The sequence below is a fragment of the Xanthomonas sp. LF02-5 genome (assembly GCF_034105325.1).
Lineage (GTDB): Bacteria > Pseudomonadota > Gammaproteobacteria > Xanthomonadales > Xanthomonadaceae > Xanthomonas_A > Xanthomonas_A sontii.
In genome coordinates this window covers 85,860-101,910 of the sequence record NZ_JAXGGF010000009.1, presented here as the reverse complement: position 1 = coordinate 101,910, position 16,051 = coordinate 85,860, and the positions used below count along the sequence as shown (strand labels likewise).

The 16,051-nt window shown below is 67.0% G+C and carries 5 protein-coding genes; all 5 read left to right on the top strand.

What is annotated here, in order from left to right; translation table 11 throughout:
- The 5 genes from SLW52_RS19700 to SLW52_RS19680 all read left to right on the top strand — a co-directional run bounded on the left by SLW52_RS19700 (position 1) and on the right by SLW52_RS19680 (position 16,029).
- A complete protein-coding gene (locus SLW52_RS19700) occupies positions 1-9,510 on the top strand; it encodes a non-ribosomal peptide synthetase (protein ID WP_320740955.1) in 9,510 nt (3,169 codons plus the stop codon).
- Positions 9,511-9,525: 15 nt separating this feature from the next.
- Positions 9,526-11,334 (top strand): carbamoyltransferase, encoded by a 1,809-nt coding sequence (locus SLW52_RS19695; protein WP_295936151.1) that lies wholly within the window; start codon positions 9,526-9,528, stop codon positions 11,332-11,334.
- A gap of 30 nt (positions 11,335-11,364) precedes the next feature.
- The gene (locus tag SLW52_RS19690) at positions 11,365-13,452 is read left to right on the top strand and encodes a hypothetical protein (protein WP_320740956.1); all 2,088 of its coding nucleotides are present in this window, start codon (positions 11,365-11,367) and stop codon (positions 13,450-13,452) included.
- Between the two features lie 34 nt (positions 13,453-13,486).
- On the top strand, positions 13,487-14,488 hold the full coding sequence (locus tag SLW52_RS19685; RefSeq protein WP_320744257.1) for a TauD/TfdA family dioxygenase: 1,002 nt from the start codon (positions 13,487-13,489) through the stop codon (positions 14,486-14,488).
- 278 nt (positions 14,489-14,766) lie between these two features.
- On the top strand, positions 14,767-16,029 hold the full coding sequence (locus SLW52_RS19680; RefSeq protein ID WP_320740957.1) for an HlyD family efflux transporter periplasmic adaptor subunit: 1,263 nt from the start codon (positions 14,767-14,769) through the stop codon (positions 16,027-16,029).
- Positions 16,030-16,051: the final 22 nt, after the last annotated feature.

Sequence of the window (16,051 nt, the reverse complement as noted above, 5' to 3'; positions counted from 1 at the left end):
ATGACAATGGACCTGTTGAACGAAGCCGGGGAAGCGGGCGTGGTCCTGTTCCTGAGCAACGGCAAGCTGAAGTTGCGCGCCAACCGCGGCGCGGTCAGCGACGAGCTGCGGCAACGCATCTTGGCGTCCAAGGCCGAGCTGATCGCGTTGCTGACGGAACTTGACGGGGTGCGACGCGAAGACGGGCGCGACGTCATCATGCCCGGCCTGCAGCGGGAAGGGCGCGTGCCGCTGTCCCTGCAGCAGCAGCGCCTGTGGGTCAACGAGACGCTGCATCCGGGAACCGCCGAGTACAGCATCCCCGCCGCCTACCGCGTGCGCGGCGCATTCTCCATCGAAGCCGCCCAGGCCGCGCTGGACGCGGTGATGGCACGGCATGCGGTGCTGCGCAGCAGCTTCCACCAGGACGACGAGCAGATCCACCAGCGGTCGCACGAGGGGCTGCAGGCCACCATCGCCCGCCACGATCTCCGTGGACTGGTCACCGCCGATCACGAGGCTGCCGTTGCCCGCATCATCGCCGCCGACGCCGGCACGCCGTTCGACCTCGCGCAACCGCCGTTGCTGCGTGCGGCCTGGATGGCGCTGGCAGCGGACGAGGGCGTGCTGTACTTCAACCTGCACCACATCGTGTTCGATGGTTGGTCCATGGACATCCTGCTGAGGGAGTTCGTGGCGTTCTACCGCGAACGCACCCAGGGCGTGCCGCATGGATTGTTGCCGCTGTCGATCCAGTACGCCGACTACGCCATCTGGCAGCGGCAACGGCAGAACCAGGAGCGGGTGGAGGAACAGCTCGGCCACTGGACGCAGGCGCTTGCCGGCGCCCCCCTCGAACACGCGCTGCCGCTGGATCACCCGCGTCCACGGCAGAGGCGGCACGTAGGCGCGCGGGTCGACGGACGCATTCCGGCCACCCAGTTGGCGCGGCTGGAAGCGCTGGCCGCACGCCTGGACGTCACCCTGTTCATGCTGCTGCACGGGGCGCTGGCGCTGGTCCTGGCGCGCCAGGGCGCGGAACCGGACGTGGTGATCGGAACCCCGGTTGCCAACCGCGGCAGCGCCCAGCTCGACGAACTGATCGGATACTTCATCAACACCTTGGTGCTGCGCGTCTCCTGTCACGAGTCGCAGACGGTCGCCGACTACTTCCGGCACGTCCGCGAGGTCAACCTGGGGGCACAGACGTGGCAGGACGTGCCATTCGATCTGTTGATCGAGCGGCTGGAGGTTCCGCGCAGCAGCGCGTACAGCCCTCTGTTCCAGATCATGTTGTCGCTGGACAATACGTCCCGAACCGCCGACAGCGGCGGGGTGCTTGCGGTGGAGCCGCTGTCCACCGGCGTGATCCAGGCTAAGTACGACCTGACCCTGTACGCGGCCGTCGATCAGCAGGGGCTGCAGTTGGGCTGGGTCTACGACACCGCGCTGTTCAGCGCCGGCACCGTCGAGCGTTTGTGCGGGCAGCTGGAGGCGCTGCTGGCGTCGCTGCCAGGGGAGCTGCTGGAGTGCCCGCTGGCAGCGCTGGACTGGTTGAAGCCCGCCGAACGGGCCGAGCTGGAGGGCGGCATGGTGGGCGACAGCGTCGCCGTCGATCATGCCCTGCTGCCGGATCTGCGGGTCGCCCAGTTCGCCCGCCAAACACCGGCCGCGGTCGCACTCGTCGACGGCGCATCGTCCCGGAGCTACGCCTGGCTTGATGCGGAAATCGACAGTCTGGCGGCACGGCTGATCGCGCACGGCGCCGCGTCCCAGGACAACGTCGGCATCGCCATGCCACCGAGCAGTGCGATGGTGGTCGCCGTCCTTGCCTGCCTACGGATTGGCGCCTGCTATGTGCCCATCGACCCCGCCGCCGCGCAGAGCAGCATCGACCACATCATCGGCGACAGCGGCCTGCGGCTGTTGCTGACGCTCTCCACCCTGCCGGACTTCACCCGGGCCACCGGCGTGGCGGCCTGCTACGTCGACGAGCCCGACGACGCAGCCGGCGCTTCGTCCGCCGCATCCTTGCCCGCCGTCGCCGCGGCGCCGGACGACCTGGCCTACATCCTCTATACATCCGGCTCCACCGGGCAACCCAAGGGGGTGGCGATTACCCGCGCCGGACTCTGCAACTATCTTGGTCATTGCCTGCGGACCTATGCGAACGAAGATATCGAGGAGGCCGTAGTCAGCTCGCCGCTCACCTTCGATGCGACCATCACCACGCTGTTCACGCCCTTGATCAGCGGATGCGCACTGCGCATCGTGGCTGCCCGCCACGAGGACTTGGCATGGACGCTCGGCGACCTGATGCTGGGTGACCGGGTCCGCCGCCTGTTCAAGTTGACGCCGGCGCACCTGGATCTGCTGGCGCGCTATTGGGAAGAGCATGGCGAGCAGCGCCAGGGCCTGGTCCCGATGCAGTTGGTCATCGGCGGCGAGCAGTTGCTGCGCAAGACGCTGGCCCCGTTGCTGGAGCGGCTCGCGGCCGGTTCCGTCTTCGTCAACGAATACGGCCCGACCGAAACCGTCGTGGGCTGCTGCGTCTACACCGTGCGCTCCATGGCCGATCTGCAGGCCGCCACCGCCGCAGTGCCAATCGGACGCCCCATCCAGAACACCCGCCTGCTGGTGCTGGACGACCAGCGCCTGGTCCCGCACGGCGCGACGGGCGAACTGTTCATCGCCGGCGCCGGCGTCGCGCGCGGCTATCTGAACCGGGACGCGCTGCAAGCACGCCACTTCGTCGTGCGCGACGTCGCGGGCACGCCGCAGCGCTTCTACCGCACCGGCGACCTGGTCAGGCGCAACAACGCCGGCGAACTGGAATTCAAGGGGCGCAACGACGAACAGATCAAGCTGCGTGGTCACCGCATCGAACCGGCCGAGATCGAAGCTTGCCTGTGCGCCTATCCCGGCATCCGCGAGGCCGCAGTGGTACTGTCCAGGCAGACGACACCGCCGCTGCTGGTCGCCTGCCTCGTCGCCGATCTCGGCGACGCGCAGGAAGCGGCGCTGCAAGCCTCGCTGCGCGACTGGTGCCAGGCGCGGCTGTCCGCGGTAAGCATCCCCGCCGCGTTCCGGCTGGTGCCGCGCCTGCCCACCACCAGCAACGGCAAGGTGGACAGGCAGGCACTCGCGGCGCTGCCCGTGCACCTGCAACCGGCCACGTCCTATCGCGCACCACAGACACCGGTCGAGCGCTCGCTATGCGCGCTGCTGGGCGCGTTACTGAATCGCGAGCGGGTCGGCCTGGACGACAATTTCTTCGCTCTGGGCGGCGATTCCATTCTCGCCATTCAGTTGGTATCGCGCGCCAGAAAGGCCGGGCTGCGCGTATCGACGCAGCAGATCTTCGAGCATCAGACGGTGGCGGCGTTGGCACGCGTGGCAGCGACGACTGCCGCGCACGCGGTGGGAGCGCAGACCAGCGCCGCGCCGTTCGCGTTGACGCCGATCCAGCAATGGTTCGTGCGCGCCCAGCCGGAGACCGCGGACCACTACAACCAGAGCCTGCTTCTAGAAGCGCCGGACGCGCTGGACCCAGCGCGCCTTGCCGCGATCGTGGAAGCGCTGCTGCGCCGGCACGATGGCCTGCGCACGCGCTTCGCCCGCGAGGGCGGGGTCTGGCGCGCGCGCGTGACGGCGTTCGATCCGAGCCAGGTTGCCGACAGCGTGGTGGTCGAGCCGCTGCCGGAAGGCGTCGACGCGCGTCGCCGCTTCATCGCCGCGCGTGGCGAGCACCACCAGGCAAGCCTGCGCCTGGATCGGGGGCCGGTATTCAAGACGGTGCTGTTCAGCGGTGCGCAAGCGTCGCGGATCCTGATCATCGCGCACCACATGGTGGTGGACGGTGTGTCCTGGCGCGTGCTGCTGGAGGATTTCGATCGCGCCTGGCAGCAGTGCCTGGACGGCAGCGAGGTCGCGCTGGGCGCCGGCGGGACTTCCTACCAATACTGGAGCCAACTGCTGGGCCGCCTTGCGGCCGAAGGGGCGTTTGCCGGCGAGCGTGACTACTGGCGCGGCCAGGCCGCCGGCGCCGGTTTCGACTATCGCGAACACCTGCCGGACCGCACGCCCACTATGCAGAGCATGCGGCAAGTGCTGGTCGAACTTTCCGACGAAGAGACCTCCGCGCTGCTGACCTACGCCAACGCGCCGTACGCCACCCGCACTCTCGAGTTGTTGCTCGCCTCCGTGTACCTGGGGCTGGCGCCGCGCGCCGGCACGACCTCCTTCAGCGTAGCGCTGGAGGGCCACGGCCGCGAGGACCTGGAAACGGGACTGGACCTCTCGGAGACGCTGGGCTGGTTCACCAGCATCCATCCCCACGTGCTGAGCGGCGATACCACCGATCCTGGCGCGACGCTGCGCAGTATTAAGGACAATCTGCGCGCCGTGCCGCGCGGCGGCATCGGATTCGGCGTGCTGAAGTATCTCGTCGCGGACGCCGCACTCCAGCAGGCGCATGGCGCCGAACAGCTGATCTTCAATTACCTGGGGCAGCTTGACGCCGGTGGCGAGGCGACGTCCGCGTTCGGCCTGGCCAACGAAGCCGCCGGATCCGAGAGCGCGCCGACCGCGCCCAGAATGCACAGGCTGTCGATCGCGGCCTTCGTTCTCGGTGGACGAATGCGCCTGACCCTGGATTACAGCGAGCACGAGTTCGGCGCCGCCACCGCGGCCGCCATGCTGGACGACATCGCCGCCGCCACGCGCATGTTGCTCGCCCACTGCGGCGCGCAGCGCCGGCAGGTGCGCACACCGGCTGACTTTCCGCTCGCCTCTCTCGATGCCGCCACCCTGGAACGGCTGCAGCAGGCCGATGAGATCGACGCCTTGTATCCGTCGACCCCAGCACAGCGCAGCATGCTGGCCGCCAACTGGTTGGACCGCACGGCCTACGTGGTACAGCTGTATCCGCTGCTGCGTGGCCCGCTCGATCCGGAGATCTTCCGTCGCGCCTGGCAGGGAGTGGTGGCTGCGCACGCGGTGCTGCGGACCCGCTTTGTCGGCGAAGGCGAGGATCAGCACCAACTGGTGCGCCGCAATGCGCAGGCCGAGGTCGCCGTCGTCGATCTGACCGGTCTGGACGAGCATACCCAGCAATTCCGTTTCGACACGCTCTGTGAGCGCGACATGCGCAGCGGGTTCGACGGCAGCGAGCCGATGCTGCACAGGATGACGGTCATCCGCATGGCGGCCGACCGCCACCGGCTGCTGTTCACCTGCCACCACAGCATCATGGATGGCTGGTCGACCGCCCTGATCCTCAACGAGTTGCTCGACAACGTGAAGTGCCTGGGGCAGGGCGGCACGCTGGCGCCGCGATCCACGCCCGACTATGGCAGCTACGTGGCCTGGTTGCTGCGCCAGGACGCGGCGGCGGCGGTCGCGTCCTGGCAGGCCCATCTGGACCAGGCGTCGCCGAGCATGCTGAAGCTGCCACGCGCAGAGGCCAGCGATACTCCGCGGCATGCGTTGCTGCAAGAAGTGGTGGATGCGGATACCACGCGGCGCATCCGAGCGTTCGCTCGCCAGCATGGCGTGACCCTCAACACGGTGGTGCAGTTCGCCTGGGCTCTGGTGCTGAAAGCGTATTGCGGCACCGCCGACGTCGTATTCGGCGCGGTGGTGTCCGGGCGCCCGGAGGCCGTGGACAACGTGGACCGCATGGTCGGCCAGTTCATCAACACGATCCCGGTGCGTGTGCGCCTGGACCGCGGCGCGGTGGGCGCGCAACTGGACGCGCTGCAGCGCAGCTTTCAGCAGCTCAACGCGCAGTCCTTCCTCGCATACAGCGAGATAAAGCGATATGCCGGCGCCATCGGCGATACCGCGCTGTTCCAGACGCTAATCGACTTCAAGAACTACCCGGTCAACGAGCATGCCACCGATGCGGACGTCCATGGCGACGCATTGAGCGTCGAAACCACCGAGGGTCACGGCACCAACAGCTTCGACATCTCGCTCATCGTCGGGGTGTACGAGGCGATGATGTTCAACTGCAGCTACCGCGGCGATCTGTACGCGCAAGCGCATGTCGAGCAGATGCTGTCCTATCTCTCCAGCGTGCTCGGCATGCTCGTACAGGGTAGGGCGGTGGCGGACATCGCGCCGCCCATCGCGCTGTCCACACCGTTCGCCACCGCCGGCGAACCGGTGTCGCCGCTGCTGCAGGGCTTCGACCGGGCAGTGGCGGCGACGCCGGAGCGGGCGGCGCTCAGCTGCGGCGAGGTGACCGTGAGCTTCGCTGCGCTCGACGCGCAGGCGAACCGCATCGCCCGCTTGCTGCAGGCACAAGGCGTCAGCCCGGACCAGCCCGTCGGCGTGATGGCCCAGCGTGGCATCGCCCTGGTCGCGGCCGTGCTGGGCATCTTCAAGGCCGGGGCGGCCTATGTTCCGATCGACCTGGCATATCCCGCGCAACGCAAGCGCTTCATCGTCGAAGACAGCGGCTTGCGCCAACTGCTGTGCGACCGCGCCAGCGAATTCCTCGACCTTCAGGGTGTCGCGCAACACCGCATTGATGCCCCCGAAGCGCTGGCCACGTATGCGGCGAGTGCCGTGGAGGCGCCGCGCCACGCCGCGTCGGATCTGGCCTATGTCATCTACACCTCCGGCTCCACCGGTACGCCCAAGGGCGTCATGGTCGAGTACGGCAACCTGCGCAACTTGATGGCCGGCATGCGCACCCAGGGCTTCGACGGCCAGGGCTGCTGGGCGGAGGTGGCGTCGTTCTCGTTCGATGCCTCCGTCCAGGGGCTGTGCCATCTGCTGCAAGGCGGGCACCTGGTGGTGCTTACCGACGAGGAAAAAGTGGATGCCGCCAGTGTCCGTGCCCGCATCCTGGAGCATGGCGTGACCGTCGCCGACTGCACGCCGACGCTGGCGTCCGCCTGGCTGGAACAGGGGCTGGACGATGTGCTGCCGCAGCTTGTCGTCGGTGGCGAAGCAGTCCCGCCCGCGCTTTGGGCACGGCTCGCGGCCTACGGGTTGCGCGGCCGCGGTCACTTCAACGCCTATGGGCCGACCGAGACCACGGTCAATGCCAGCATGGCCCGCATCGCCGGAGACACGCCCTATATCGGCTGGTGTCTGCACAATGTGCACGGACTGGTGCTGGACGCGGACATGGCCCCATGTCCCGTCGGCGTGGCCGGGGAACTGTATATCGGCGGCCACGGCGTCGTGCGCGGCTATGCCGGCAATCCGTCGCTCACGGCCGCACGCTTCGTGACCGACACTCTCAGCGGCCGCGGTGGCCGCCTGTATCGCACCGGCGATGAGGTGCGGCGGCGCCTGGACGGCGCGTTCGAGTATCTCGGCCGGCTCGACGATCAGGTCAAGGTCAACGGCTACCGCATCGAACTCGACGAGGTCGCCAACGCATTGCAACGGCACGCGCTGGTCGACGCGGCCATGGTGTTCGCCGCCCGTGCGACGGACGGCCGCCAGCGCCTGGTGGCCTGCGCTCGCGCGGTGCCGTCGGTCGACCCCCGCAATCTGGTTCCGGCCTTGAGCGCCTGGTTGCAGCAGCAGCTTCCGGCATTCATGCAGCCGCACTTGTTTGCTGTGGTCTCGCAATGGCCCATGACCTCCAACGGCAAGGTCGACCGCGACGCCCTGCAGGCAGCGGCGCGTCCGGTGCAGGCACCGGAGGAGGCGGGCAGCACCGTCGCCGCGCCGGCCGAGCAACTGCTTTGTACGTTGTTCGCATCCGTCCTGGGCGTTCAGGAGGTCGCGCCGGACGAGGACTTCTATGCGCTCGGGGGCGACTCCATCCTGGCCATCCGCATGGTCGCCAAAGCGGCGCGAGAGGGGATGGTCTTCACCGTGCGGCAACTGACGGCGCATCCCACGCCACGTCGGCTGGCGACGGTGTGCGGCGGAGCCGCGGTTACGCGGCAAGCCGCCACCGCCCAGGCGCAGGAGACGCTCTGCGCCTTGTTCGCCTCCGTGCTGGGGCGCGAACACGTCGGGCCGAACGAGAACTTCTACGCGCTCGGTGGCGACTCCATCCTGGCGATCCGCCTCGTCGCCAAGGCGGGCAAGGCCGGCATCCGCTTCAGCGTGCGGCAGCTCGCGCAGCAACCGACCCCGCGTGCCCTGGCGGCAGTGTGCGATTCCGCCGCCGCCACGCAACAGCGTACAGCGGTGACGGGCGAGCAGCCGCTGCTGCCGATCCACCACGAGGTGATCGTGGAGCAGCTGGCGGCGGGCTTGACGGTGTTCGATCACTTCAACGGCGGTTCGCTGTTCGGCCTGCCACCGGGGCTGCACGCGTCTTCTGTGCGCGACATCTACGACGCGCTGCTCTCCAGGCACGATGCGCTGCGCCTGGCATTCCGTCTGGATGCGCCGGCACCCTCGGCCGTGTACCTGGAGCCCGCGGCGCCGGTGTTCGCGCAGGCCACGGCAGTCGAACACGTGGCGGGGAATGCGGCCGACGTCGCGGCAGCGGTCAAGGCTATCTGCGTCCGCCATCAGCACGCCTTGCGGCTGGCCGACGGCGGCCTGCTGCGGCTGGTCCTCATCAGCGCCCCTGACGTCGATCGGCTGCTACTGCTGGGCCATCACGCCATCCTCGACGTGGTGTCCTGGCATCTGCTGGTCGCCGATCTCGGCGAGGCCGTACAGCAGTGCCTGCGTGGCGAACCCGTGCGGCTGGCGCCGTCCGCGTCGACCTACCAAGCGTGGGGTCGCCATCTGCTGGCCTGCGCGCGCAGCGGCCGGTTCGCCGGCGAGCTCGGCTATTGGGCGAGGCAGCTCGCCACCGCGTCGCTGGCGCCGGTGCTCGCCCCGGACGCGCCTGCCGCCGACATCGGCCATCGCCGCCATCAACCGCTGCGGCTGGATGCCGTCTCCACCGCGGCGCTGCTCGCCGCTGGCGGCGCGCACGCAGGCGCGGACATCAACGCCATTCTGCTCACGGCGCTGTACCGCGGGCTCACTGCCTGGCGCGGCGGCGGCGGCTTCCGGATCCTGCTGGAGAGCCACGGGCGCCACAGCGACGAGACCGGACTCGATCTGTCGCAAACCGTGGGCTGGTTCACCCAGTCCTATCCCTTCCTGATGGCGTTCGAAGCGGGCGACCTGCAGCAGGACCTGGCCACGGTCCGGGCCCAGCTCGCGGCCGTGCCTCATGACGGTCTCGGCTATGGCGTGCTGCGCTTCCTCGAGCGCGCACCGGCGCTGTGCGATCCGGAAATGCACGCGCCATTCCAGGTGCTCTTCAACTACCTCGGGCAGTTCAACAGCATGGTGGCCGACGCCGGCGTTCTGCGGTTCCTGCAGGAAGACATCGGGCCCTCGGCCAGCGAACGAATGCCGCTGAGCGCGGCGATGGGATTCCAGGGCGGCGTCTACGGCGGGCAACTGGCGATGAACATCGAGTTCGATGCGCGTCATTTCTCCGGCGAGGACATGCAGCGCCTCGCCGACCTCATTCATGGGCAGCTCATGCGGATCGTCGGGAATCCGACCGCACGCGTGGCCGAGGTAGCCGATTCTGCAATCAACTGAGACAAGGACAACGTGATGAGTGGGTTTATGGACAACGAAAAATCCAGAGTGGTCGTGGGCATGTCCTTCGGCTATCACGATTCGGCCTGTTGCATCCTCAAGGACGGCATGCTGGTGGCCGCGGTGCAGGAGGAGCGCTTCAGCCGGGTGAAGAACGACAAGTCATTTCCGCGCAAGAGCCTGCGCTACTGCCTGGCCGAAGCCGGGGTAGGGCTGGACGAGGTGGATTGCATCGCCTACTACGAAGAACCCGAGAAGAAGCTGTCCCGCCAGATCTGGATGGGCAGCATCGACAACGCCGACCCGGTGCGCAAGGCCGGTGTCGTCGACCATCTGTGCGCCGATGGCCCGGAGCGCACCGTGCGCGAGACCCTCGGCTACCAGGGACGCATCGAGATCGTCGAGCATCACCTGTCCCATGCGGCCAGCGCCTATTACTTCTCCGGCTTCGACGACGCGGCCGTGCTGACCGTCGATGGCGTCGGCGAGTGGGCCACCACCAGCTACTCCGAGGGCAAGGGCGCCGCGCTGGAGATTTTTGAGGAAGTGGGATTCCCCGACTCCCTTGGGCTGTTCTACAGCGCTATCACCGCCTTCCTGGGTTTCAAGGTCAACAGCGGCGAGTACAAGGTCATGGGCCTTGCGCCCTACGGTCGCAGCATCTACGCCGATCGCCTGCGGCAGCTGGTGCGCAACGGCGAGAACGGCCAGTACCGTCTGGACATGCGCTACTTCGACTTCCTTCGCACCAGCCGGATGTACTCCGACGCGCTGATCGACCTGCTCGGCGTTCCGCCGCGCGTGCCCGAATCGGAAATCGCGCAGGAATACATGGATATCGCCCACAGCCTGCAGGTGGTGCTGGAGGAAATCCTGCTGGACAAGGTGCGCTATCTGCATTCGCGCGTGCCCAGCCGCAATCTGTGTATGGCCGGCGGCGTGGCGCTCAACTGCGTGGCCAACGGCAAGATCCTGCGCGATGGCCCGTTCGAGAACCTGTTCGTGCAGCCGGCTGCGGGCGATGCGGGCTCCTCGCTGGGCGCCGCCGCGGTGGCGTGGGTGCGCCTGTTCGGCGAGCGCCCGCGCCAGCGCGATATGCCGCACGCCTATCTGGGGCCGCGGCATCAGCCGGACGATGTGCACCGGCTGCTCAACAGCACCGGGGTGCGGTTCGAGGACTATCGCGGCAGGGAGGCCGACCTGATCGCCTTCACCGCCGGCCAGCTGGCCGACGGCAAGGTCGTGGGCTGGTACCAGGGGCGCATGGAGTTCGGGCCGCGCGCACTCGGCGCGCGCTCAATCCTGGCCGACCCGCGCGACGGCGAGATGCGCGAGAAAATCAATGCGCTGGTGAAGATGCGCGAGGCCTTCCGTCCGTTCGCGCCGGCGGTCAAGGCCGAATCCGCGCAGGAGCATTTCGCGCTGACCTCGCCGTCGCCGTTCATGCTGCAGACCTGCGACGTGGAGTCGCTGCTCGACCTGCCCGCCATCACCCACGTGGACAACTCCGCGCGCGTGCAGACCGTGGAACGCGAGGTCAATCCTCGCTTCCATGCGCTGCTGAGCGCATTCGAAGCGATCACCGACTGTCCGATCCTGCTCAACACCTCCTTCAACGTGCGCGGTGAGCCGGTGGTGTGCACGCCGCTGGATGCCATCATCTGCTTCGTGCGCGCCCGGATCGATTTCCTGATCCTGGAGGATTTCGTGATCCGCCAGAGCGACATTCCGGAAATGTGGCGCGTGGGCGTGGGCAACACACCAGTCGTTCCGCCGCGCCGCGATTCCCGGGCCATCGGCCATGCCGTCTACACCTTCCTCTAAGAGTGCGCCACGATGTCCATTCATGACCCGATGAAGCAGTTGTCCGACGAAATCGCTGCGCAGGTGTATCGCAAGGAAGGGGCGGATTTCGCCAGGTTGCTGACATTCGCCAATCTCGTGGGCCGCACCTCGCCCGTGAAGGAGCCGGCAACAACGGTGGAGGAAGCGCCAGGAAAAATAGGCGTATGGAAGCTGGACGACGCTGCGCAAGCCTTTCATCGCGATACCGGAGCCAGCGCCGATTGGGCGTACTGGGCGCAGCGGCAGAGCATCCCCGTGGTCGGCGAGCGCGAGCGCGTCGTGTTCATTGGCGAATCCGTCGCCCGCGGCATGTTCTACGATCCCGGCTACACGCCCGCGCAGGTGCTGGAACAAGTGCTGGCCGGCCACCTGGGCGCGCGCGCGCCGGAGGTGATCGATCTCGCGCGCACCAACGCCTCGATGGCGACGCTGCGCCGGACCGCGCATCAGGCTGAGCAGTTGCAACCAGCGCAGGCGGTCATCTTCGCCGGCAACAACTGGGCGGGCAGCCGCTCCTATGTCGGCCCTGCGCATGCGTACGCGCTGGCCGCCAGCCTGCGCGACGGTGGCATCGCCGGATTGCGCAGGCAGATAGAGCGCGAACTGAGCGCCGAGATCACCGCGCTGATCGACGACATCGCGGCGTTGTACGCGCGGCGACAGGTGCCTGTGTGCTGGGTGCTTCCCGAATTCAACCTGGACGATTGGCGCGATCCCGAGATCCACGCGCACTGGCTGGACGGCGAGGGCGCCAACCAGACCTGGCTGTCGCACCTGGCGCAGGCCGAAGCGCGTCTGGCGGCGGGCGACTTCGACGCGGCGCGCCAGCACGCGGAAGCCATGCTGGCGCTGGATGGCGGAGACTGCGCGAGGACCGCGCACCTGCTCGCCGAATGCTGCCGCGGCCTAGGCATGCTGGAGGCACAGCGCCAATTCCTGGAAATGGCGCGCGATGCATCGATCATCGACTTCAACCGCAGCTATTCGCCGCGAATCACCACGCTGATCCGCCGCACCATTGTCGATCAGGCAGGTGCGCACGGCCATGAAGTGATCGACCTGCAGGACGTCCTCGGCGCCGCGACCGTTACCACCATCGCCGGCCGCGACCTGTTTCTCGACTACTGCCATATGACCAGCAAGGGCATCCGCCTGGCGATGACGGCGGTCGCGCGTCGGCTGATCGAGCGCACGCAAGGCGGGCAGGTGAGCGTTGCCGAACTGTTGGCGCACGCCCCCTGGCCCGCCGATGCGGACGAGGCGGACGCGCATCTGCTGGCCGCCATCCACAACGCGCACTGGGGCCAGTCCTACGAGGTGGTACTCCATTACTGCGGTCGCGCCGCGGAAAAATCCCCCGACATCCTGGAGCTGATGGACATCATCGTCGAGATCCAGAACGAACGGCTGCCGACCTGGATGAACGCACGGGCCACGGAACTGATCGAGACCGTATCGCCGCAGATCAAGCGCTACCTATTCTCCATGGAGTTCAAGTGCCTGGACAGGCTGCTGATCGACGCCTTCATCCAGTGCCACGCCGACCGCGGCAGGGACCTGGCGCCGCGCGTCTCCGCGCTGCGGGTCGGGGCACATTGCGTCGGCGCGCTCGGCGCGGTGGATCTGCTGGACCCGTACTATCACAGCACCTCGTTCTCCAACCAGCAGTTTATCGAGGGCGGGGTCAACCAGCACAACGACTTCTTCAAGGGCTACGCGCCGGTCAGCGACTTCTGCTTCGTTTCCGGCGAGGCAGGCGAGCACCGCGTGCGGATCACGCTGAAATCGGCCGACGGCAGCAACGGCGGGCACGCCGAGTTGCTGCTCAACCGCGTCGCCTGCCATCGCTTAGCGCTATCGGGCCAGTGGCAGACCCACGAGGTCGTGGTTCCTGCGGAGCTTGTGAAGCGCGGACTCAACGACATCTCGATCGCCTGGCCGACGCCGCAGCTCGACGGCACGGGCGAGCTGTCCCGGATCGGCCATGCGATCCGCCGCAACGTCGGGACCGAAATCCATCCCGTGTTCGGCCACATCTACGCCTTCGAGGCGCGCCCCCACGCGGCCACGCAGCACGGCAGACACGTCCATGCCTGACCAACAGCACATCCGCATGCAGTCGGAGACCAGCATGAGGCACGATCTGTTCCCATTGACGATCACCGCGGCGCGGCCTCGGGCTTCGCTCTCCGATGCTCTGACCGGCCACAAGGATGCGCTGGCACGCACGCTGGCCAGCGCCGGCGCCGTGCTCTACCGGGGCTTTGCGCCGATCTCCGGCGAGGAACTCGACGCGCTGGTACGGTCGCTGTCGTCGGCGCCGTACCGCAACGACGAGGAAAGCTCCCCGCGCAACCATGTCTACGGCAACGTGTACACCTCGACCAACTACCGGTCCGAGATGGACATCTTTCCGCACAACGAGAACTCTTACAAACAGGAGATTCCGACCAAGCTGTTCTTCTATTGCGTGGATCCGGGAAGCGAGGGCGGCGCCACGCCGATCGTCGACTGCCGCAAGGTGCTGAACCGCATCGACCCTGCGGTCCGGCGGCGCTTCGAGGCCCGCCGCTGGATGTATGTCAGGAACTACACCGCCGGCATCGGCGTGCCCTGGCAAGAGGCGTTCAATACGCAGTCCCGCGACGCGGTGGAGGCGTATTGCCTCAGCCAGGACATCCAGTTCGAATGGCTGGGCGAGGAGTCGCTCAAGACCTGGCAGATCCGCGACCCGGTGCTGAGGCATCCCGTCAGCGGCGATGCCGCCTGGTTCAACCACGCCACGTTCTTCAACATCGAGACGCTCGATGCGGACCTGCGCGCGTCGCTGCGCGAGATGTTCGGCGACGATGGGCTGCCGCACAATACCTACTACGGCGATGGCGCCCCAATCGAGCCGGAGGTCGTGAACATGCTGCAACAGGCCTATCTGGCCGAGGCCGTGCCGGTGGCCTGGCAGGGCGGCGACCTGTTGGTCGTTGACAATCTGATTACCGCGCACGCCAGAAAGCCGTTCAAGGGCGAGCGCCGTATCTATCTCGCACAGGCCGATCCAGTGCAACGCGGAGACTTGCCCGGCATCGAGACGGCAACCGCCCCAGAGAGCGGCGCATTCGTCGCGGCGACGGGCTGAGGCACGCATGACGCATACCCCACCTTGCATGTCGTGCGCGTCCGCGCACGATGCGACTACTATTCCTTTCTGTCTACGTCATGCACCACGATGGCAGCGCGATGCGGCTTTACACTGTGTGGGCTCCGCCATAGTCTCGCCAGCGATCACACATCTCTGTGATTGCGCTGGTTCGCCAGGCGCGCAGTCGCAATGGATGAGGGCAGGCGCCGCCGACGTTCAGCTGCGATCCCCGCACGCAGTGCAGGCGTGAATGACGTTCAGCCACGGACGAAGAAATGGATATCGCAAGATCGGAGAAGGTGCGCAGTCGGGGGAAGTGGTTCGCTTCCAAGAAGCTGTTGCTGCTGTCGGCGGCCGTTGTCGTCGTCATCGGCGGGTTTGCGCTGCGCTCCCAATCGTCCTCCGCCGCCATCAAACGCGATGCGTTGGTGATAGGTGTCGTCAAGAGTGGCAGATTCGATGTTTCCGTCGATGGCTACGGCGAATTGAAGTCCGGCAGCGCGCGTCTCATCACCAGCGACAGCAAGGCGACAGTAGAAGAGCTTGTGCTCAAACCCGGGGCGAAGGTGACGCCGGACAGCGTCATCCTGCGCATGTCCAATCCGCAGATCGAACAGGATCTGGATCTTGCCCGGCACCAGCTCGAGGCGGAGAAGATCGCGGTGCAGGAGATCGGGCTGACGCAGCAGCGAGAGCTTCAGGAAGCGCAGGCGGCCTTGTTCAAGGTGCAGTCTGAGCTGGAGCTGGCGCAGATGCGCGAGAAGGCGATGGCCGACCTCGCCAAGGCCCGCATCATCAGTTCGATCGCGTATGCCGAGATCTCGCTCAACGCGAAGCAACTGCGCAACAGCCTGCAGATCGAGAAACAGCGCTATGCGACGCTGCAGAAGATCAATGGCGCGCAGATCGAGATACGCAACCGCCTCGTGCAGGAGCGCCAGCTCGCCTATGACAAGGTCATGGAGCAGAAAAACAGGCTGACCGTCCGCGCCGGCAAGGAGGGGACCTTGCAATTGCTCTACGTGGAACTCGGCCAGAGCATCGACACCGGCAAGGAACTTGCTCTGATCGGCGGCAACCGTGACCTCGATGCGCTAGTGAAGATCCCGCAGTCCAGGAGCGATGCCGTCCAGATCGGTCAACCCGCCACCATTTCTGTTGGCGGCACGCGGGTGCCGGCCAAAGTGGTGCAGATCAATCCAGGTGTCGCCGATGGCAGCGTCCTGATCGAGCTAAAGCCCGACCAGCCACTGCCCCCGAATGCGCGGCCCGGTCTCAATGTGGACGCCACCGTCGGCGTCGGCTCGTTCCCCAATGCCTTGTACGTGGAACGTCCGGCTAATGTCGTCGCCAATGCCAGCTCCATCGTGTTCGTGGTGGATGGCGGCGCCGACGTCGCACGCCGCACCAAGGTGGAGTTCGGGCAGGAGTCCGGCAAATTGATACAGATAAGGAACGGGGTGCCCAAGGGCGCCGGCATCGTCCTATCGGATGTCTCCAAGTATGCGTCTGAGGACGTGCTAGCAATCGCCGATTAAATGCGCGCCGAGCCGGCATGCT